Raw genomic sequence first — 20,377 nt, 5'->3', positions numbered from 1 at the left:
CTGGTCCCAGTTGCGCCATTGACTGTAACATCGCAGTCATGACCACGGACCTGCTCTCCTCCCACCGTGAGCGTCTCGACGGCGCGCTGAAGGCGATCCACGACCGCGGCTACCACTCCGCGTTCCCCGAGTCGCCGAGCCCGCGGGTGTACGGCGAGACCGCGGCCGCCGACGGCAAGGCCGCCTTCGAGGCACATCTCAGTACGGAGTACCGGCTCGACATCCCCGGTGCGCGCGGCACGGTCGTCACCGAGCAGTCGCCGTACGGGATCGCGATGGACGTCGCGTACCCGCGGGTGGTCGAGGAGGGCCTGGACGAGCTGCTCGCCGCCGCCCAGCACGGACTGGCGGACTGGCGGCGCGCCGGGATCGACGGCCGGACCGGGGTGACGCTGGAGATCCTCGACCGGCTGCACAAGCGGGTCTTCGAGCTGGCGAACGCGGTCCAGCACACCAGCGGGCAGGCGTTCGTGATGGCGTTCCAGGCCGGCGGCGCGCACGCGCTGGACCGCGCACTGGAGTCGGTCGCCTACGCCTACGAGGAGATGAACCGGTACCCGGCCACCGCGACCTGGGAGAAGCCCGCGAAGGGCGACCCGATCCGGATGGAGAAGACGTTCACGGTCACCGGCCGCGGCGTCGCGCTGGTGATCGGCTGCAACACGTTCCCCACCTGGAACTCCTGGCCCGGCCTGTTCGCCTCCCTGGTCACCGGTAACGCCGTCGTGGTGAAGCCGCACCCGCTGGCGGTCCTGCCGCTGGCGATCACGGTCGAGGTCTGCCGCGAGGTGCTCGCCGAGGCCGGCTTCGACCCGAACCTGGTCACCCTGGCCACCGAGCGCGCAGGCGACGGCCTGGCCAAGCCGCTCGCGACCCGTCCCGAGGTGAAGCTGATCGACTTCACCGGCGGCAGCGAGTTCGGCGAGTGGCTCGAGCAGAACGCGACCCAGGCGACCGTCTTCACCGAGAAGGCCGGCGTGAACGCGGTCATCATCGACTCGACGGATTCCTTCAAGGCGCTCACCAGCAACCTCGCCTTCACCCTCAGCCTGTACTCGGGCCAGATGTGCACCACCACCCAGAACCTGTTCGTCCCGGCCGGCGGGATCGAGACCGACGAGGGGCACAAGTCGTTCGAGGAGGTCGGCGCCGCGCTGGCGACCGCGATCGACAGACTGCTCGGCGATGACGCCCGCGCGGTCGAGATCCTCGGCGGCATCGTCAACCAGGCCGTGATCAGCCGGCTCGAACTCGCTCCGGAGTACGGCGACGTCGTGCTCGAGTCGCGCGCTATCCAGCACCCGGCCTTCCCGGACGCCGTCGTCCGTACGCCGCTGCTCGTCGCGATCGACGCTGAGGACGCCGATGTCTACCGGCGCGAGTGCTTCGGCCCGGTGTCGTTCATCGTGAAGACGGCCGACACCGCGCAGTCGATCGAGCTGTTCCGGTCCACCGTGACCGAGGGCGGCGCGATGACCGCGGGGATCTACTCGACCGACCCGAAGATCCTCGACGAGGCACGGGACGCGGCCCTCGACGCGGGTGTCGCGCTGTCGGAGAACCTGACCGGCCAGGTGTTCGTGAATCAATCGGCTGCTTTCAGCGATTTCCACGGCACCGGCGCGAATCCGGCGGCCAACGCCACGTACACCGACGGCGCTTACGTTGCGAGTCGCTTCCGCGTCATTCAATCTAGGCGTCATGTCTGAGGCCCTGAATCCGGAAAACCTGCGCGAGGCGCTCACCTACTTCGACAGCTGGCTGAGGTTCAACCAGCACTATCAACGCGTCCCTGGGGTCCAGGCGGCGGTGTACGCGGAGGACAGCGTCGTGTTCTCCAAGGCGTACGGTCGCGCCGACGTGGAGAACGACGTACCGCTGACCGAGCAGCACCTGTTCCGGATCGCGTCGCACTCGAAGACGTTCACCGGTACCGCGGTGTTCCAGTTGGCCGAGCAGGGCCGGTTGCGGCTCGACGACAAGGTGTCCCAGCACGTCACCGAGATCGTCGGTACGCCGGCCGGCGAGCGGACCGTCCGCGAGCTGCTCGCGCATGCCGGTGGCATCACCCGGGACAGCGACGACGCCGACTGGTGGCAGTTGGCCACGGCCTTCCCGGACCGCGACCAGCTCCTCGCCGTACTGCGGAGCGAGACGTCCGCGGTGATCCCGGAGAACGAGCGCTTCAAGTACTCGAACATCGGGTACGGCCTGCTCGGACTCGTCATCGAGGCGGCCGGCGGTACGTCGTACAACTCCTACGTCCAGGCCGCGATCGTCGACAAGCTCGGCCTGTCCGCGCTCGGTCCGGAGCTGGATCCGGCGCGGCTCTCCGAGTATGCCGCCGGCTACAGCGCACTCTCGTACGCCGACACGCGCGTGCCGATCGAGCACGTGGACACCCGGGCGCTCGCGTCGGCGACCGGGTTCTTCGGTAACGCGCGCGACCTGGTGACGTACTTCTCCGCACACCTGCCCGGCGACGACCGGCTGCTGTCCGACAAGTCCAAGCGCGAGATGCAGCACCCGCTGTGGACGACCGGCAGTGACGAGAAGGCCCGGTACGGCCTCGGCCTCGCGGTCAACAAGGTCGGCGACCGTGAGGTGTTCGGGCACGGCGGCGGGTACCCGGGCCACATCACCCGCACGCTGGTCGACCCCGAGCAGCGCGTGGTGGTGTCGGTGCTGACGAACGCGATCGACGGACCGGCCTCCCAGCTCGCGGAAGGTCTCTTCCGGCTGCTCGACCTGGCCGCGTCGGAGGACCGCGGCGACCAGGACCTGACCCGGTTCACCGGCCGTTTCGCGAACCTGTGGGGCATCACGGACTTCGTCGTCCTCGGCGGCCGCCTCTACGCCACCGACCCGACCGGGCCGAACCCGGCCGACGAGCCGCAACCACTCGAGGTGGACGGCGACGTGGCCCGTGTCTCCGGCGGGAACGGGTACGGGTCGTACGGCGAGGCATACCGGTTCGTGTTCGGCGCGAACGGCACGGTCGAGTCGGTCCGCGGCTCCGGCGGGCTCAGGTACGACCCGATCGACAAGTTCAGCCTGCCGGAGCGGGTTACCGTGGCGCAGTGACGATTCACGGCGACCACCCGTTCCTCCCACCCGAGTCCGAGCGGAGTCCGGTACGCCGGTTCCGCGGGCGGCTGCCGTCGCCGGTCGGGCTGTGGACGACGGCGTACGAGGGGGAGCGGGCCGGGCTCACCGTGTCGTCGATGCTGGTCGCGGACGGCGAGCCCGGGTACGTGATCGGCCTGCTCGACCCGGACTCGGACCTGTGGGAAATGTTGCGTGAGGCAAGGACTGCGGTGGTGTCGCTGCTCGGCGAGCCGCACCGGCAGCTGGCCGACGCGTTCGGGTACGTCGCGCCGGCTCCAGGTGGCCCGTTCCGGTTGATCGACTGGACAGACACCGCCTGGGGACCGGCGCCGGTCGGTGTCTCGACCTGGGCGGGCTGCACGCTGGTCGACCCGGATCCGCCGGCGATCGGGTGGGGCCTGCAGATCCAGCTCGAGATCGCGCACGTCGAATTCGGCGCGGACGACGTACCCGCCCTGGTCCACCGGCGGGGACGGTACGCGGGGATCTGAATCGGTTGACCGCGGTTGGCTAATGCCATTAGCCTTGGGGCTATGGTCGTTAGAAGGACGCTGACGCCTGCTGCCGTGGTCGAGGTGGCGCTGGGCATCGTCGACGAGCACGGGCCGGACGGCCTCACGCTCGCCGCGGTCGCGCAGGGCTGTGGGGTCGCCACGCCGTCGCTGTACAAGCACGTGGCGAACCTCGGCGAGCTGAAGGCGCTCGTCGGGGTCCGGGTGCTGGAGGACATGACCGAGCAGTTCACCGCCGCCGTCCTGGGAATGGGCGGTGACGAGGCGGTGACCGCGCTGATGCACGCCTACCGTGCGTACGTCGTCGCGCATCCGAAGCGGTATGCCGCGATGCCGATGGACCCGCTGCATCACCCGGTGCAGGAGGCGGCCGGCCAGAAGCTGGTCGGCGTCATGTACGCAACGCTGCGCGGATACGGCCTCGAAGGCCCAGCAGCGGCGCATGCGACCCGGCGCCTGCGGGTGCTCGTGCACGGCTTCGCATCCGTCGAGTCGGCAGGCGGCTTCGGCCTGCCCGAGGACCTCGACGAGACCTACGACCAAATCGTCCGGATGTATCTCGCCAGCCTGAGGAACCAATCATGAGGATCCCCCTGTCCGTCGCAGGCGTTCTGTTCCTGCTCTACCCCGCCCTCCGCCCGTGGGAGGACGAGTCGACCACCTCGGGCGCCGCCGCCGCGATGGGCGCCACCGCGTGGGTCATCGCCCACCTGTGCGCGATGATCGGGTTCATCCTGGTCGCCGTCGCTTTGCTGAACGTCAACCGGACGGCCGCGATCGTGTTCTGGATCGGCGCCGGCCTGACGCTGCCGTACTACGGCGCCGAGGACTTCGGCCTGCACGCGATCGCCCACCAGCCGAACCTGCTCGACCTGGCCGAGGACGTGCGGTACAACCCGGTCGCAATGACGATGTTCGGCGTCGGGCTGCTGACCATGGCGGCGGGCGCGATCATCGTCGCGATCCGGCGGCGTACCGTGCCGGCGATCCTGTTCGCGGTCGGCTTCGGCTTGTTCCTCCCGCAGTTCTTCGGCCCGCCCGCCCTGCGCATCGGCCACGGCGTACTGCTCGCAGCCGCCTGCGTTTGGCTGGCCTGGAGTGCGAAGCGGGTCGAGAAGGTTCCCGTACCGGCCTGATCTAGGTGTGATGTCCAGGGAGGTTGTTCTTCGGGTGGGCGGTGAGTCTGTGTGACAGGTGAAGGCCTCCGGTTGTGAAGTGGAGCTGTCTAAGGAACCGCTTCACCAACCAGGAGGCCTTCGTGTCCCACGTTAACGCGACCCTGACCCCACGCACCCGGTTACGGCTGGCGCGTCTGGTGGTCGAGCAAGGCTGGACCTGTGCTGCGGCTGCGAAGAGGTTCATGGTCTCGCCACGCACGGCGCGTAAATGGGCTGAGCGGTACCGGCTCGAGGGCTCGGCCGGGATGGCCGATCGCAGCTCGCGGCCGCACCACAGCCCCGCCAAGACCTCGCCGGCGCTGGTACGGCAGATTGTGCGGCTGCGGTGGCGGCTTCGGCTCGGCCCGGTGCAGATCGCCGGCCGTGTCGGCGTACCGGCCTCGACCGTGCACGCCGTACTGGTGCGCTGCCGGATCAACCGGCTGTCCCGCATCGACCGCGTCACCGGCGAACCCCTGCGCCGCTACGAACACGACCACCCCGGCTCACTTCTGCACGTCGACGTGACCAAGTTCGGCAACATCCCCGACGGCGGCGGCTGGCGCTACGTCGGACGCCAGCAAGGCAAACGCAACCGCACCACCACCGCCCACCGCACCGGCGACCGCGACCGGCACCACGGACCCCGCCTCGGCCGCACCTACCTGCACACCGTCATCGACGACCACTCCCGACTGGCCTACGCCGAACTCCACACCGACGAAACCGCCGCCACCGCCACCGCAGTCCTGCGCCGCGCCGTGGCCTGGTACGCCGACCACGGCATCACCACCGAACGAGTCTTGTCCGACAACGGCTCGGCCTACCGCTCCCACGCCTGGCACGCCACCTGCGCCGAACTCGGCGTCACACCCAAGAAGACCAAGCCCTACCGGCCCCAGACCAACGGCAAGATCGAACGCTTCCACCGCACCCTGGCCGACGGCTGGGCCTACGCCCGCTACTACCGCACCGAAACCGAACGCCAAGAAGCACTACCCGCCTGGCTCCACTTCTACAATCACCACCGACCCCACAGCTCCATCGGAGGCCAACCACCCATCACCCGACTGACCAACGTCCCTGGACATCACATCTAGGGTGGGCTCCATGCGAGCCACCGTGATTCATGGAGCGTTCGACGTGCGGCTGGAAGAGCGGCCTGATCCGAAGATCGACGGGCCGGGGGACGCGGTGGTCAAGGTCGTTGCCTCGTGCATCTGTGGCTCCGACCTCTGGCCGTACCGCGGGGAGAACCCGGTCAAGCAACCGCGGCCGATCGGGCACGAGTTCGTCGGCATCGTCGAGGAGATCGGGTCCGAGGTCCGCACGGTCAAGCCCGGCGACTTCGTGATCGCGCCGTTCGTGGTGAGCGACGGGACCTGCCCGCACTGCCTCGCGGGATACCAGACCGCCTGCCAGAACCTGGTCGGCTACGGCAGTGCGAAAGCGGACGGCGGCCAGGGTGAGTACGTGAAGCTCCCGTACGCCGACGGCACGCTGGTCGCGACGCCCGAAGTACCGGACGACTCTCTCGTCCCGTCACTGCTCACGCTCTCCGACGTGATGGGCACCGGGTGGCACGCGGCTCGATCGGCGCGGGTGAAGGCCGGCGACACCGTGGTCGTCGTCGGCGACGGCGCGGTCGGGCTGTGCGGCGTCCTCGCGGCGTCGCGGATGGGTGCGGAGCGAGTCGTCGCACTGTCACGGCACGAGCCACGGCAGAAGCTGGCGAAGGAATTCGGTGCCACGGACATCATTTCCGAACGCGGCGACGCGGCGCGGGACGCCGTCCTCGAACTGACCGACGGGGTCGGCGCGGACGCGGTACTGGAATGCGTCGGCACCGAGCAGTCGATGACGACCGCGTTCGAGGTCGCACGGGCCGGCGCGACGGTCGGGTTCGTCGGCGTGCCGCACGGGGTCGAGGTGCCGATCGGGACGATGTTCGGCCGCAACGTCGGGCTGAGCGGCGGCGCGGCGCCGTGCCGTGCGTACCTGCCGCAGTTGATGGCCGACGTACTGGCCGGGGAGATCGACCCGGGCAAGGTGTTCGATTCCGAGCTCCCGCTCGCGGACGTCGCCGAGGGGTACGCCGCGATGCACGAACGGCGCGCGATCAAGGTGCTGCTCCGGCCCTGACTTTGTGCGCAAGTGCTGTGATCGAACACTCGATGTGCGCGCTCTCACACTGTCAACCCACACGGGGTCACGGCTGCGCAACGCGCCTGCGCGGAACGTTGACACTCGCCAGTAGCAGTTCCAGAGTGGGGGCCGTCAAGGGGGCATCGTTGTCAGCGGCGGCTCCATCAACGTTGATCGGAGATTTAACATGCGTGGTGGTCTGAGTAAGACCCTGGCGCTCGTGGGTGCGGCGGGTCTTCTCGCGGTGAGCGCCTGCGGGAACAGCAACGACAACAGCGGCGGTGGAGGCTCGTCGGCGAGCAAGGACGTCACTGTCTTCACCTGGTGGGCCGACGGTGGTGAGAAGGCCGGTCTGGACGGCCTCGTGTCGGTGTTCGGTACCGAGTGCAAGGACTACAAGTTCGTCAACTCCGCCGTCGCCGGTGGCGCGGGCTCGAACGCCAAGCAGGTGCTCGCGAACGACCTGCAGGCGGGCAAGCCGCCGTCCACCTTCCAGGCGCACGCCGGTGCCGAGCTGAAGGACTACATCAACGCCGGCCAGGTCGACGACGTCACTCAGTTGTACAAGGACTACGGGCTGGACAAGGCGTTCCCGCAGAACCTGATCGACAACCTGACCGTCGACGGCAAGATCTACTCGATCCCGGCCAACATCCACCGGGCGAACGTGGTCTGGGCGAACCCGACGGTGCTGAAGAAGGCGAACATCGACGCCACCAAGGCCCCGGCCAACGTGGACGCGTGGATCGCCGACCTGACCAAGCTGAAGGCCGCCGGTGTGGCTGCCCCGCTCGCGGTCTCCAAGGGCTTCGCCCAGGAGATGCTGGTCGAGGCCGTGCTGCTCGGCGAGCTCGGTGCGGACAAGTTCAAGGGCCTGTGGGACGGCAAGACCGACTGGTCCGGCGGTGACGTGACCGCGGCGCTGAACAAGTACAAGACGCTGCTCACCTTCACCAACACCGACCGCGAGGCGATCGACTGGCCGGACGCGCTGGGCTACGTGAACAGCGGCAAGGCCGGCTACACGCTGATGGGTGACTGGGTCGCCGCGCAGCAGCTCGCCGACAAGGTGCCGGACACCGCGTACACCTACTGGCCGGCGCCGGGTACCGGGCAGGACTTCCAGTTCCTCGCCGACTCGTTCACGCTGCCGACCAACGGTGCGGACCCCGACGGTGCGAAGTGCTGGCTGAAGGTCGTCGGTTCGGCCGAGGGCCAGAAGGCGTTCAACACCAAGAAGGGTTCGATCCCGGCCCGTTCGGACGCCGACCCGGCGGACTACCCGAAGTACCAGCAGAGCGCGATGGCGGACTGGAAGAAGGACACGATCGTCCCGTCCTGTGCCCACGGTGCGGCCTGCACGCTGGGTCAGAACAACGACATCCTGTCCGCGCTGAGCCAGTTCAGCGGCAGCCCGGACGTCGCGAAGCTGCAGTCCGCGCTCGGTACCGCGATGAAGACGAGCTGATGCGACGCGAGTTGCGAACGACCGGACTGGAGGGCTAGGCGTGCACGGAAGAATCCGCACCTGGGGACCTGGCGCCCTAGTGCTGCTGCCGACCGTGCTGTTGCTCGGGTACTTCGTCTACGGGCTGATCGCCTGGTCCTTCAACACCTCGCTGACGAACCGGCACACCGCTCGGAAGGGCCCGGCGGACTACGTCGGGTTCGAGAACTACGGTCACCTGTTCAGTGAGGACCGGTTCCTCAACTCGCTGAAGAACCTCGGTGTGCTCACGGTGGCGTTCATCGTGGGCACGCTGGTCTTCGGCCTGCTGTGGGCACTGCTGCTGGAGAAGGGCGTGCCCGGCGAGTCGATCTTCCGGTCGATCTACCTGTTCCCGATGGCGATCTCGATGATCGCCTCGGGCGTCGTCTGGGGGTGGTTGCTGAACCCGTCCACCGGCGACGACGCCCGCGGGCTGAACCGGTTGTTCGAGATCCTCCATCTGCACTTCCTGGAGAATCCGTGGTGGACCGCAGGCAGTCGATGGACGACGATGGCGTCCATCGCGCTGCCCGCGGTCTGGCAGATGTCGGGGTACATCATGGCGCTGTTCCTGGCCGGCTTCCGCGGGATCCCGCCAGAGCTGCGCGAGGCGGCCCGGGTGGACGGCGCGTCGGAGTTCAAGCTGTACCGGCACGTGCTGTTCCCGCAGCTGTCACCGATCGCGCTGTCGGCGCTGATCATCCTCGGCCACATCTCGCTGAAACTGTTCGACCTGATCTACGCGATCACCGGGCCGAACCAGTTCCGTACCGAGGTGCCGGCCATCCTGATGTGGAACACGCTGTTGCGCAGCGACCAGGCCAAGGCGGCCGCGATCGGCATCGTGATGCTCGCGGTGGTCGCCGTACTCGTCATCCCGTACCTCGCGTGGACCGTCCGGCAGGAGACTGAGGAATGAGCGCCGATACTGCTGCTGCGACCGGGCATGCCGCCGCCGCGATCCGGCAGAAGCCGGGGCGTGGGGCGATCGCCGACGGTTCGACCCGGCGCAGCCGGACGGTGCGGTACGTCCTGCTGTTGCTGTTCCTGTTGTTCGTGCTGATCCCGGTGTACGTCGTACTGATCACCAGCTTCAAGACGTCCGGGGACACGACGGCCGCGTCGCAGTGGTCGTTCCCGAAGACGTGGACGCTGGATCCGTGGCGCAAGGCCTGGGACGTACTCCAGCCGTACATGATCCGGTCGCTGTCCCTGGCGATCCCGGCCGCGATCATCTCCTCGATGATCGGGTCCGTGAACGGGTTCGTACTGGCCCGCTGGCGGTTCCCGGGCGCGAACATCGTGTTCGCGTTCATCCTGTTCGGAATGTTCATCCCGTACCAGGCCGTGATGCTGCCGCTGCGGACCACGTTCACCGAGCTGGACGTGACCCGGGGCGTACCGACGCTGATCGTCGCGCACTGCATCTACGGCATCCCGATCTGCACGCTGATCTTCCGCAACTACTACGCCACGATCGTGCCGAACGAGATCATCGAGTCGGCCCGGGTGGACGGCGCGGGGCTGATCCAGACGTACGCCCGGATCATCCTGCCGATCTCGATCTCCGGATTCGTGGTGACGCTGATCTGGCAGTTCACCTCGGTCTGGAACGACTTCCTGTTCGCGTTGTTCCTGACCCAGCAGAACAACGGCCCGGTGACGCTCGGACTGGCGGCGCTGGCAGGTGGCCAGAAGGTCGACTACGCCGCCTCGATGGCGGGCGCGCTGATCACGTCGTTCCCGACGCTGATCGTCTACATCCTGCTCGGCCGGTGGTTCATCGGCGGGCTGATGGCCGGTGCGCTGAAGGGCTGACGCCCGGACTATTTCTGACGGCCCGTGCGCTGCCGAGCACGGGCCGTCGTTTCCGAGTTGTCCACAGGGCGCGCGGTGGGGACTGCGGTGGACTGGTCCCGGACGGTAATCTCACGGAGGTGACCAAGTCTCCGAGTGGACGGGACGGACGGCGCAGCCACTTGCGGCTCGTCGGCTCCGATCCCGACGAGCCCTACGCGCCGCCGGCGGCGGGTGTCGATGTCGACACCACGCCGAGTGTCGCTGTGCTGGAGACCCTGCTGGAAACGCTCACTCTCGACCTCGCGGCGGCGCCGGCCGCGCTGCACCCGGTGATCGCCGAGGCGTCCGTGGCCCGCTCGGCCGCGATGCTCGCCGACCAGCTGTGGCCGGCCGGACGGCCGGACGAGATCGGTGAGGTCGAGCGGTTCTTCTGGGCCGACGCAGCCCACGTTCTCGGCGAACGCCGTGATCTGGAGTCCTTCGTGCTGCTGACCAGCCTGGCCCGGACGGTCGGCCCGGCCGGACGGCTGCCGTTGCAGCGGGCCCACGTGTCCCGGCTGCGGACGCAGGACGAAGTCCCGGAGTGGGTGACCCGGATCGCCGGGTTCCGGCTGACCAGCGCGATCGTGTCCGAGGACATCACCGGCGACGGTCTCAGCGTCGTCCTGGACTACGACGACGAGCAGCATCCGCACACCCTGGTGGTGTTCGTCGACAACAACCTCGGCGGGATCATCAAGGACGTGTTCGTCGGCCCACCGGTGGACCGCGTCCTGGACGCCTACCAGCGCGGCGGCCGGGTGACGATCCGGACCGTGCGGCCGCCGATCGCGGCCGGGATCATCCTGCAGGCGCTCGGCGAGACCCGGGACTACGACGATCCGCCGGTCAGCGAGGACTTCGAGTTCTTCACCGGGCTGCTGGTGAACCGGCTCACCCAGATGCCGGAGCGCCCGGTGCGCCCGCCGATGCGGCCACTGCTGTCGCCGCGGCAGCGCGAGCACTTGGTCGAGGACTTCCTCGAGTCGCGGCAGGCCGTTGGTCTGCCCGACGATGCCGCGGACATCGTCCGGTTGTGGATCGACCACGCGGTCGACCACACCGTCGGCGGTCCGCTCCGCGTCAGCGGCGTGCTCGTCGAGCTGTTCCTGGCGCACTGGCTGCCCCGCAAGGTGCTTGCCGACAGCACCTACTTCGACGCGGTGCCGGTGGTGGTGAAGGCCTGGCTCGAGTTCGCCGGCGAGCAGGCGAACCTGCCGCTCGACACGATCGAGGAGGCGGTCGACGCCGTCGACGTCTGGCAGCCCGCGCTGGAAGCCGCCGCGATGATCGACACGGTCGGCGCGAAACCCGGCGAACGGGTCTTCCTCGACGACGCCACGAACGACCTGGAAGACGCTTACCGCGCGCTGGCCGGCCTCGGTTCACCCCCGCAACCCGACCTTCAGGGCCTCGACAACCACCAGGCCGCCACGCTCTCCGTGCTGGCGCCGCACGCCTGGCTGATGGCCGGCGAAACCTTGGGTATGGCATACGCCCCCGACGCCTTCGACATCGCCGAGCGCCTGGTCCGCGACGCCCCCGACCTGCTGGCCAAGGCCCGCCTGTCCACCTGGCCCCGCGCCATCGTCTGGCTGATAGCCCACCGCCACCGCCTGGTCGGCCCCGGCGAACCCCTCACCCCCTACACCCTCGCCACCGACCTCTCCTCGTCTCCAGCCACCCTCCGCAAAACCGCCAAACTCCTCACCGACACCCTGATCCTCCCGCGCTGATCGTTACCACGTCCTGGCAGGAATGTCGGAAGCGTCCGATAGACCTGTTCAACGGCGACTCTTGCCGCAGATCAGGGCTTTCTGGGGGCGCAGACGATGACGAGGAACCAGTACGCCGACTTGTACCTGCGCGTCTCCGTCGACCGGCCCGGACAGACAGCAATCGAACGACAGGAAGCCGATTGCCGAAGTTGGGCCAGCGACCAGGGATTGACGGTGCGGCGAACTCACATCGACCGTGGCCACTCCGCGTTCCTCGATGCCGCAGGCCGTCGTCAGGGACTCAGAGACGCACTGGCGGCCGTGTCATCCGGTGTGGTCGGAACGCTCGTGGTGTGGAAGCTCGATCGGCTCTCCAGGCAGGGGATCGGAAAGGTCGGGGAGTTCCTGCAGACCATCGGCGCGGTCGGCGGTCGTCTGGTCTCCGTCCAGGACGGCCTCGACACCTCGGACACTTCCGATCGCCGACTGCTGGAATTGCTCGCCGAGCATGCGCGGTCCGAGTCGGTCAACTTGGGCCTACGCGTTCGGTCGGCCAAAACGTACTTGCGTTCACAGGGTCGCTGGGTGGGTGGCGCACCGCCGTACGGTCTCGTTGTTCGTGATGGACAACTCGCGATCGACCCAGTGACCGGACCCGTCGTTCGGCAGATCGCTGACCGGATCCTTCGAGGCTCCTCGCTCGTCGAGGTGGCACGGTGGCTGAACGCCGAAGGTATTCGGGCGCCACGAGGTGGCAGCTGGGGAGTCGGCACGATCGCGCAACTCCTCCGGTCGCCCACCATCGGAGGACTGTTGCCGGAGACAATCAAGTACGCCGACGGCCGTTACAGCGGAGTGGTCCGTCCGTGGATCGACCCACGCACCGGCGAACCTGTGTCAGTCATGGCGCCCGGGCAACCGCCGCTGATCACACCTGCAGAGCAGCTCAGTATCGCGGCTCTGTTCGAGCAGCGGACCAGGCTGTCGAAGTACGGCGTACGACAGGGCCGTCGTGCTCCTGGCAGCGCATACCTGCTGACCGGCTTGTTGCGCTGCGCCGGATGCGCCGAACGGATGAGCAAACAAGGCAACTCGTACCGCTGCCAGTCACTGCGGCTCGGTCGTGACTGCCCGGCACCCGGTGGGGCGTATCAGCCAACGTTGGATGCCACCGTGATGCAGTTATGGATGGACCGCTTGGATGAGCTCGAGGACGGGCATCCGTTGATGCAAGCGATTCTCGAACGTCTGGCGGAAATCGTTGATCCCGAGGCGGCGCGTCGCCGGACGGCGCTCGTGGCCGCGCTGCGTGATCAGCGGACCTCACTCGCGGGACTTGAACAGGACTACTACGTACGGCGGATCGTCGACCGCACCCGGTTTCTGCAACTCCACGAGGCGGTGTCTCGTCGCATCTGTGAGCTCGAATCAACCTTGGAAAATCTGCCGACGCCGACCCTCGACACCGGATGGATCTGTGACCCGGTGCTCCGGGAGAAGAAGTGGTCAGAGGCGAATGTTTGTGAGCGCAGAGGCCTGCTGCAACTGGCGATCGACTTCATCAGTGTGTCGCAGGGACGACGCGGTGCGCGTTTCGTTGCGGACGATCGTCTGGTGATCACCTGGGCCGGACCTCTTGAAGGTTCGGCGACAATGGTTCTGTGACTTCTGTTCCCGTTCCCGGTAGGCGCCGTCCTCTTGTCCGCGCTCCCGAGCTTCGCGGCCGCACCTGGTTGAACACCGGTGGCAGGGCGTACTCGATTGCGGACTTTCGGGGTCGTCACTTATTGCTCGATTTTTGGACGTTCTGTTGCATCAACTGTCTGCATGTGCTGGACGAGTTGCGGCCGTTGGAGGACAAGTACGGCGATGCGCTGGTGATCGTGGGTGTGCATTCGCCCAAGTTCGCGCATGAGGGTGAGGAGGCGGCGGTTCGGGCCGCCGTCGAGCGGTACGAGGTGGGGCATCCGGTGCTGGACGATCCGGAGCTCGTGACCTGGCAGAACTACACGGCGCGAGCCTGGCCGACGCTGGTGCTGGTGGATCCGAACGGGTACATCGTCGCGCAGTACTCGGGCGAAGGGCATCTGCACGCGTTGGACGCGCTGCTGTCCGAGTTGATCCCCGAGCATGAGGCGGCGGGGACGTTGACGCGCGGCACGTCGCCGTACGTCGCGCCGGTGGCCGAGCCGACCGACCTGCGGTTCCCGGCGAAGGTGGTTGCTCTCGACAACGGCTTCCTGGTGGCGGACGCCGGTAACCACAGCATCGTGGAGCTGGCCGCCGACGCGACGACCGTCGTACGGCGGATCGGTACCGGCGAGCGTGGTTTCGTGGACGGCGGCGCCTCCGAGGCACGTTTCTCCGAGCCGAACGGACTGGTGGTGCTCCCGGACGACATCGCGGCCCGGACCGGGTACGACGTGGTCGTGGCCGACACGGTCAATCACGCGCTCCGCGGGATCCACCTGCAGAGCGGCGAGGTGACGACGCTCGTCGGGACCGGCAAGCAGTGGATGGACGGTGACGGCACCGACGTACTGAGTTCGCCGTGGGATGTCGCGTGGTGGGGCGGCAAGGTGTGGATCGCGATGGCTGGTGTGCATCAGCTGTGGACGTTCGATCCGTTCAGCGGCGTGACCGAGGTTGCTGCCGGTACGACGAACGAGGGGTTGAAGGACGGGGCGCTCGACGAGGCGTGGTTCGCGCAGACGAGTGGGCTCGCGGCGGACGGGGAGCGGTTGTGGCTCGCTGACTCCGAGATCTCGGCGCTGCGGTGGGTCGACGAGGCCGGGGTACACACTGCGGTCGGGACCGGGCTGTTCGACTTCGGGTTGCGCGACGGCAAGGCGAGCGAGGCGTTGCTGCAGCATCCGCTCGGTGTGGCCGTACTGCCGGACGGGTCGGTGGCGATCGCCGATACGTACAACGGCGCCGTCCGGCGGTACGACCCGTCGACCGAGACCGTCGAGACGATGGCTACCGGGCTGGCCGAGCCGAGCGGAGCCGTTGTCGTCGGCAATGAGCTGCTGGTGGTCGAGTCCGCCGCGCATCGGCTGACCCGCATCCCGCTCGGCGCGTCTGCGGTCGCGGACGAGTTCAGTACCCGGACGCAGCGTCCACCGATGGAGCTGGCCGCCGGCGAGGTGACGTTGGAGGTCGTCTTCACGCCGCCGCCCGGTCAGAAGCTGGACGACCGGTACGGCCCGTCGACCCGGTTGCTCGTCTCCGCCACTCCGGACAACCTGCTCCGCGAGGGCGCCGGCGATTCCACGGACCTGGTACGCCGGCTCGTCATCGACCCGCACGCCGGCTCCGGCGTACTGCATGTCGCCGTCCAGGCCGTCTCGTGCGACGACTCCGCCGAAGTCGAGTTCCCGGCCTGTCACATGCACCGCCAGGACTGGGGCGTCCCGGTGACCGTCACCCCCGGCGGCGCCAACCGGCTGGAGTTGGTGCTGTCCGGCGCCAAGTAGCCGCGGAGGCATCTTTTGGGTTGGGGGTGGGGTACAGGGAGGTCGTCAGACAGCCGCGGCCGCTGGAAGCGAGGACTCCGATGAGTATCGGTGTGGGCATCTTTCTGATGGTGGTAGGCGCCGTACTGGCGTTTGCCGTGCGAGACAGTTGGGACGCCGTCAACCTTCAGGTCGTCGGCTTCATCCTGCTGCTGGCCGGAGCGGCCGGCATCGTGCTCTCGTTCTACATCACCAACCGCCGCCGCCGCGTCGAAACCAACGCCATCGACCCGGCCGTCGAAGAGGAATACCGGGTGGTCGAAGAACACCACCGCGACGTCACCGAGTAGCTACTTCTCGCGGGGTTGGCTGTCGCCCGGAGGTTTGCGGGGGGAATGGTGTGGGTTGCGGCCGTCGAAGAGGAATACCGGGTGGTCGAAGAACACCACCGCGACGTCACCGAGTAGTCGCGCGGGGGTGGCGTGGGGGCCTACTCCGAGCGGAGTTCTATGTCGCCGGAGGTTGTGGTGGCGGTGATGGTGTGGGTTCCGGCCGTGTTGTTGGCGAGGTTGGTCTCGATGTCGCCGTGCTGGGAGTCGAGGCTGGTCTTGTAGTCCGTGCCAGGGGTGCGGATCTCGATGTCCCCGCTGGTGCCCTTGGCGGTTACGTCGTTGGCCTCGGCGAGGGTCAGTTCCATGTCGCCGGAGGTGGTCTCGACGTTGACCGGGCCGCCCTTGAGGTCCTTGGCCTCGATGTCGCCGGAGTTCGCCTTGACGTCGAGTTTGCCGTTGAGGCCGTGGACGGAGACGTCGCCGGAGGTGACGTGCAGGTTGACGTCGCCCTCGACGTCGCGGAGTTCGATCTTGCCGGACGTGGACTTGGCGTCGATCCCGGCGACGCCGCTGATCTGGATGTCGCCGCTGCTGTTCTCGCCGGTCACCTTGGTGCCGCGAGGGACGGTGACCTCGTAGTCGGCGCTGCACTGCCAGCCGCAGTCGCCGTCGAGCTTCAGCGTCCCATCGTTCACCGAGTACGCGTCACCGTGCTTGAAGAACCAGAACTTGCGCTTCTCCCGCACGCTCGTCCGGTCGTCGTCGGACACCTTGATCGTGATGTCCGAGTGGCCGGCCGCGAGCTGGACGGTGGTGATCTTGTCGGTGATCTGGTGGGTCTCGTCGGAGTCCCGGTCCCCGAACTGCCAGAACGCCAGCCCGGCCGCCGCCACCAGCAGGATGATCCCGAGCTGCTTGTTCTCCGCCATCGTCCGCCTCTTCTCGAGCCCCACCCACGTTGTCGCCACCGACAGTAGGTGCCGGGGCGGCCACCTAGAATCCGGCACATCCCCCGACCCGTCCCTGAGCCTTCCTCAGGGATGGCCTTTACAAGCAAAGCCAAAAGCCCCCGCCCCCTCGCTTCGCTCGGGGGCGGGGGTGTGGGGCGCAGCGCGGAGCCGGTGGTGCGGGTGTGTGCGGCGCAGCGCGGAGCCGGTGGTAGGGGTGGGGTATGTGCGGCGCGGCGCCGAGTCGGTGGTGCGAGGTGTGTGTGCGGCGCAGCGGGGAGTTGGTGGTGCGGGGTGTATGTGCGGCGCAGCGGGGAGTTGGTGGTGCGGGGTGTATGTGCGGCGCAGCGGGGAGTGGGTGGTGCGGGGTGTGTGCGGTGCAAGGGGGGAGTGGGTGGTGCGGGGTGTGTGCGGCGCAGGGGGGAGTCGGTGGTGGGGGTGTGTACGGCGAGCCGGTGGTGTGGGTGGTTGCGTCGGGGTTTGTCAGTGGTGGAGGTCGCCTCGGGATACTGCGGAGGCGAGGTCTTCGTCGGTGGTGCCGTAGAAGGTTCGGGCCCAGAGGGTGTTTTCGTACCAGTAGGGGCCGTTCTTGCCGGGCAGGGACGCGGGGGCTGCGCCGCGCTTCAGCGCCTGCCGGCATTCGGTGCACAACGGCAGCGTCAGCGTCGTGCCGTCCGACTCGACCTTGGTCGGTCGCCCGGTCGCGCGCCCGTGCAGCGGGTTGAACGCACACAGGTCCGGTACGGCGTCCGCGCGGCGCCCGGCCGCGATCGCAACCGCAGCGTCGTACTCGCGCCGTCCCTTGTCGAGCAGCACCATCGCGCCGACCAGATCGACGAGCTCCGGCGACGGCGAGTCGAGGATCTTCGAAGCGGCAGCGTGATCGTCCAGCGCCGCCTGCTGATGAACCAGCCCGGCACCCGCCGTCGTGGGCAGCGCCGCGAGCTGCGAGCCGAGCCGGGTGAGCTCCGCGGTGGTGTCCCGCGTCAGCTTCCGCCGCCGCTCGGCCGCCACCGTCGCGGCGACATGCGGCGGAATCTGGAACGTCTTCTCGCGCCGCGGAGCCGAACCACCACGCCGCCGCCCGATCAGCAGCCCGAGTCCGATCAGTACGACGAGCCCGCCGACGATCGACCCCGCGACGATCCACCCGTGCCCACCCGGCTCGGCGGCACGCTCCGGCGTACCCGAGGAGGTGGGCCGCGGTGACACACCCGGGATCCCCGGCTGGGCGAGCAGCTCGTACATCCGGGCCACCACCTCGGTCGGCCCCGCGTCGTACCCCTCGTCGTCGAGCGCACGCTCCCGCGACGCGTCGAGCTTCTCCTCGCTCAGCTGCGGCACGTCCTTCGTGTCGTACCAAGGAAAGCGGCTCCCACCGTCCACGACGACGTACAACCCAGGTTTCCGGAGGGCGTCCATCACCAGCGTGAGGACGTTGCTCTCCTGGCCCTGGAACTCGTCGCTCGGCGTCAGCGGCAGGATGATCGTGTACGCCGGATACGGAAGCGCGGACGCCTTCTGCGAGAGATCGGCGCGCAGGTTCGCGGGCAGCGCGGTCTTGTACGCCGGGTCGACGTACAACGGGTCCTTCGTCAACGCGGTCGCGATCTCGCGCGCCCGCTCCGCCGGCGTGCCGGCCGGCGCAGCCTGTGCCGGCGCCGCACCCAGCAGCGCCAGCAACGTCACAGCCAGACACGCGAATAGACGGGCCTTCACGAGCGTTCCTTCCGTCGTCGTGGGGTGGCGATCGCCGCCACGATCAGTACGATGCCGCCGAGTACGCCGCCGCCGATCAGCCCGAGCGCGGTCCCGCCGAGGCCGTTCGCGAGCGCCTTGCCGACGGTGAACCTGTCGCCGTCGGAGTACGACGAGTCGGGTACTGGCGTGGGCGTCGGAGTCGTCCGCGCCGGCTCCGGCGTGCTGTCCGTGGTCTGCTCGACACCGTCGAGGTAGCCCCGGAGCTGTTGGCTCAGCGTCTCCGTGCCGTCCGGATACGTCCAGCTCGGCGCATAAGCAGCGACCTGGTTCGCGACGCCGTAGGTCCGGTCGCCGTCCATCACGACGTACACGCCCGGCTTCCCGTTGGCAGCGGCCATTCTCCCGGCCAGCAACGCGGTATCGCCCTTCTCCGGAAACCACTCGCCGGTCGGTACGACGGCCACGAACACCGGCACCTTCGCGGCGGTGATCTCCCGGAGCATCTCGTTGCCATCAGCAATCGACGTGTAATCCGGGTCGATATACAACGGCTCGTGCGCCCACGCCGCGACCGCACCGCTCACTCGCGGATCGTCCGCGGCCCAGGCGGGTGACGACAGCAGGAATGAAGTTGCCACCAGCAACAACAGGAGCCGCCTCATCGGACCTCGTCCTTCCAGGCCGCGACCCGCTCCGGCAGGTCGTCCGACACCGCACCGAACCCGCTCGCGACCATCGGGTTGTCCTCCGGGTCCAGCGTCCAGTACGGCACCTGCTTGCGGTCGTGGCCGAGCAGCCCGGACCTGCTCCACACCCGCAGCCCGCGCGGCGTCTTCCCGCGCCGGACGACCGACGCGCACTGCTGGCACGCGGGTACCTCGACATCGTCCGACCAGTCGACCGTCGCCGTACCGGGGTTGTGGGTCGGGTCGAAGAAACAGGGCGGCTGTACGGCGGCACCGGAAGCACCGCGTTCCGCTTGCCGGGCGAGAACCAGCGCACCAGCTGCGGCGAGCAGATCGTCCGGATGGTCCGCGCGCAGCGTCCTCGCCGCGTCCAGCCGGCGGTACGCGTCGTCGCGCTGGTCCAGTTGCTCGGTCGTCCGATTGCGCCGCTTGCCGAGCCTGGCCACCGCCCGCTCGGCCGCGGTGATCTTGTCGTCGGCTTTGAGTTGCACGTCCCACGCCTCGATCGGCGGATCGTCCTTGGCCGGCGGCCGGGCCTTGCTCCGCTTGGTCACCCGATGGCGCCGCCGCAGCCCGATCAGCAGCGTCAGTCCGAACCCGAGAACCCCGCCGACCCCCATACCGACGTACGCCGACCGGTCCTCCTTGTCGGTCGTCGACAGTTCGTGGTCGCCGTTCTCTTCCTCCAGATCACCGGCCGGCACCGGGGGCAGCGCCCGTCCGTCGAACGCCGTCGACGCCTGCTGGATGGTCCGGACGATCCGTGGCGCCGGGCGGTCCGAGAGCAGGTCGAGCCGCTGCTTGTCGTCGTTCTGCACACTGACCAGGTCGCGCCCGCGCAGACCGCCCTGGCGGTACAGCTCTGCGGCCGCCGACCAGTAGTTGCCGTCCACAACCGCGAGCACGTACAGCCCGGGCGTTCCGATCCGGGCGTGCAGCAGGGTCGGCATGTCGTACGTCTTCTTCTCCAGGTACGGCGTTCGCGGTACGAGCGCGACGTACACCGGTACGGGCGCCGCGCGCATCGCCGCCCGGATCCGGTCGAGCTCGGTCTGCGGGATGCCGGCCGCCAGTCGCGGGTCGACCGACAGGTGGTCGGTCCGCCAGGCGGCGGCGATCCGGTCGGGCAGCTCGGGCGTGTCCGCCTGTGCGGTCAGGGCCGGCAGAGCGAGCAGGAACGCGAGGGCCGCGAGCAGGGCGGTGAGGAGTCGGGCGCGCATCGCGGACAGCGTACGACGACCGGGGGCAGGCACATCCAGACGGACGCGCGCACTCATCCAACGGTTCC

At 68.4% G+C, this 20,377-nt stretch carries 18 protein-coding genes; 14 read left to right on the top strand and 4 right to left on the bottom strand.

From position 1 onward, the window contains the following. The first annotated feature begins 38 nt into the window (after positions 1-38). The 14 genes from paaN (at position 39) to FB475_RS14180 (ending at position 15,773) form a co-directional block, all read left to right on the top strand. On the top strand, positions 39-1,709 hold the full coding sequence (paaN, locus tag FB475_RS14245) for a phenylacetic acid degradation protein PaaN (RefSeq protein ID WP_141856195.1): 1,671 nt from the start codon (positions 39-41) through the stop codon (positions 1,707-1,709). Further along, complete coding sequence (locus tag FB475_RS14240; RefSeq protein WP_141856193.1) at positions 1,702-3,084, top strand: serine hydrolase domain-containing protein; 1,383 nt, start codon at positions 1,702-1,704, stop codon at positions 3,082-3,084. Before paaN ends, FB475_RS14240 begins: the two co-directional genes overlap by 8 nt. Next, complete coding sequence (locus FB475_RS14235; RefSeq protein WP_141856191.1) at positions 3,081-3,599, top strand: flavin reductase family protein; 519 nt, start codon at positions 3,081-3,083, stop codon at positions 3,597-3,599. The genes FB475_RS14240 and FB475_RS14235 overlap by 4 nt, the downstream gene beginning before the upstream one ends. Positions 3,600-3,641: 42 nt before the next feature. After that, entirely contained in the window at positions 3,642-4,205 is a 564-nt protein-coding gene (locus FB475_RS14230) for a TetR/AcrR family transcriptional regulator (RefSeq protein ID WP_185759249.1), read from the top strand. Then, entirely contained in the window at positions 4,202-4,756 is a 555-nt protein-coding gene (locus FB475_RS14225; protein WP_141856189.1) for a hypothetical protein, read from the top strand. Before FB475_RS14230 ends, FB475_RS14225 begins: the two co-directional genes overlap by 4 nt. Before the next feature lie 122 nt (positions 4,757-4,878). Beyond that, complete coding sequence (locus tag FB475_RS14220) at positions 4,879-5,877, top strand: IS481 family transposase (RefSeq protein WP_141856187.1); 999 nt, start codon at positions 4,879-4,881, stop codon at positions 5,875-5,877. A gap of 10 nt (positions 5,878-5,887) precedes the next feature. After that, a complete protein-coding gene (locus tag FB475_RS14215) occupies positions 5,888-6,919 on the top strand; it encodes a zinc-dependent alcohol dehydrogenase family protein (RefSeq protein WP_141856185.1) in 1,032 nt (343 codons plus the stop codon). 190 nt (positions 6,920-7,109) lie between these two features. Next, entirely contained in the window at positions 7,110-8,390 is a 1,281-nt protein-coding gene (locus FB475_RS14210) for an ABC transporter substrate-binding protein (protein ID WP_141856183.1), read from the top strand. A gap of 40 nt (positions 8,391-8,430) precedes the next feature. Further along, a complete protein-coding gene (locus tag FB475_RS14205; RefSeq protein WP_141856181.1) occupies positions 8,431-9,330 on the top strand; it encodes a carbohydrate ABC transporter permease in 900 nt (299 codons plus the stop codon). After that, complete coding sequence (locus tag FB475_RS14200; protein ID WP_141856179.1) at positions 9,327-10,229, top strand: carbohydrate ABC transporter permease; 903 nt, start codon at positions 9,327-9,329, stop codon at positions 10,227-10,229. Before FB475_RS14205 ends, FB475_RS14200 begins: the two co-directional genes overlap by 4 nt. Positions 10,230-10,348: 119 nt before the next feature. Further along, a complete protein-coding gene (locus FB475_RS14195; RefSeq protein ID WP_238332138.1) occupies positions 10,349-11,986 on the top strand; it encodes a hypothetical protein in 1,638 nt (545 codons plus the stop codon). Positions 11,987-12,106: 120 nt separating this feature from the next. Next, positions 12,107-13,633 carry a recombinase family protein gene (locus FB475_RS14190; RefSeq protein WP_185759248.1) on the top strand — a complete coding sequence of 509 codons (1,527 nt, stop codon included), beginning with the start codon at positions 12,107-12,109 and terminating at the stop codon, positions 13,631-13,633. Continuing rightward, positions 13,630-15,444, top strand: a complete 1,815-nt coding sequence (locus tag FB475_RS14185; RefSeq protein ID WP_141856175.1) for an NHL domain-containing thioredoxin family protein — start codon at positions 13,630-13,632, stop codon at positions 15,442-15,444. Before FB475_RS14190 ends, FB475_RS14185 begins: the two co-directional genes overlap by 4 nt. A gap of 80 nt (positions 15,445-15,524) precedes the next feature. Beyond that, positions 15,525-15,773 carry a DUF6458 family protein gene (locus FB475_RS14180; protein WP_141856173.1) on the top strand — a complete coding sequence of 83 codons (249 nt, stop codon included), beginning with the start codon at positions 15,525-15,527 and terminating at the stop codon, positions 15,771-15,773. A gap of 140 nt (positions 15,774-15,913) precedes the next feature. Here FB475_RS14180 and FB475_RS14175 read toward each other — a convergent pair whose 3' ends face one another. The 4 genes from FB475_RS14175 to FB475_RS36760 form a co-directional block, all read right to left on the bottom strand. Continuing rightward, positions 15,914-16,684 (bottom strand): DUF4097 family beta strand repeat-containing protein, encoded by a 771-nt coding sequence (locus tag FB475_RS14175; RefSeq protein WP_141856171.1) that lies wholly within the window; start codon positions 16,682-16,684, stop codon positions 15,914-15,916. 501 nt (positions 16,685-17,185) lie between these two features. Further along, a complete protein-coding gene (locus tag FB475_RS14170; RefSeq protein ID WP_141856169.1) occupies positions 17,186-18,421 on the bottom strand; it encodes a hypothetical protein in 1,236 nt (411 codons plus the stop codon). Continuing rightward, positions 18,418-19,065, bottom strand: coding sequence for a hypothetical protein (locus FB475_RS14165; protein ID WP_141856167.1), 648 nt, complete (start codon positions 19,063-19,065; stop codon positions 18,418-18,420). The genes FB475_RS14170 and FB475_RS14165 overlap by 4 nt, the downstream gene beginning before the upstream one ends. Then, entirely contained in the window at positions 19,062-20,309 is a 1,248-nt protein-coding gene (locus tag FB475_RS36760; RefSeq protein WP_185759247.1) for a hypothetical protein, read from the bottom strand. Before FB475_RS36760 ends, FB475_RS14165 begins: the two co-directional genes overlap by 4 nt. Between the last annotated feature and the right edge of the window lie 68 nt (positions 20,310-20,377).

It is taken from the genome of Kribbella jejuensis, from assembly GCF_006715085.1.
Classification (GTDB): Bacteria; Actinomycetota; Actinomycetes; order Propionibacteriales; family Kribbellaceae; genus Kribbella; species Kribbella jejuensis.
The sequence above is the reverse complement of the archived record's forward strand: the minus strand, read 5'-3'. Positions and strand labels throughout refer to the sequence as shown.

What these genes read in the sequence shown, in the direction of transcription:
- FB475_RS14225 (WP_141856189.1), top strand. Translation starts at nt 4,202, where the DNA reads ATGAGGATCCCCCTGTCCGTCGCAGGCGTTCTGTTCCTGCTCTACCCC.
- FB475_RS14230 (WP_185759249.1), top strand. Translation starts at nt 3,642, where the DNA reads ATGGTCGTTAGAAGGACGCTGACGCCTGCTGCCGTGGTCGAGGTGGCG.
- FB475_RS14200 (WP_141856179.1), top strand. Translation starts at nt 9,327, where the DNA reads ATGAGCGCCGATACTGCTGCTGCGACCGGGCATGCCGCCGCCGCGATC.
- FB475_RS14165 (WP_141856167.1), bottom strand. Translation starts at nt 19,065, where the DNA reads ATGAGGCGGCTCCTGTTGTTGCTGGTGGCAACTTCATTCCTGCTGTCG.
- FB475_RS14175 (WP_141856171.1), bottom strand. Translation starts at nt 16,684, where the DNA reads ATGGCGGAGAACAAGCAGCTCGGGATCATCCTGCTGGTGGCGGCGGCC.
- FB475_RS14240 (WP_141856193.1), top strand. Translation starts at nt 1,702, where the DNA reads ATGTCTGAGGCCCTGAATCCGGAAAACCTGCGCGAGGCGCTCACCTAC.
- FB475_RS14215 (WP_141856185.1), top strand. Translation starts at nt 5,888, where the DNA reads ATGCGAGCCACCGTGATTCATGGAGCGTTCGACGTGCGGCTGGAAGAG.
- FB475_RS14210 (WP_141856183.1), top strand. Translation starts at nt 7,110, where the DNA reads ATGCGTGGTGGTCTGAGTAAGACCCTGGCGCTCGTGGGTGCGGCGGGT.
- FB475_RS14180 (WP_141856173.1), top strand. Translation starts at nt 15,525, where the DNA reads ATGAGTATCGGTGTGGGCATCTTTCTGATGGTGGTAGGCGCCGTACTG.
- paaN (WP_141856195.1), top strand. Translation starts at nt 39, where the DNA reads ATGACCACGGACCTGCTCTCCTCCCACCGTGAGCGTCTCGACGGCGCG.
- FB475_RS36760 (WP_185759247.1), bottom strand. Translation starts at nt 20,309, where the DNA reads ATGCGCGCCCGACTCCTCACCGCCCTGCTCGCGGCCCTCGCGTTCCTG.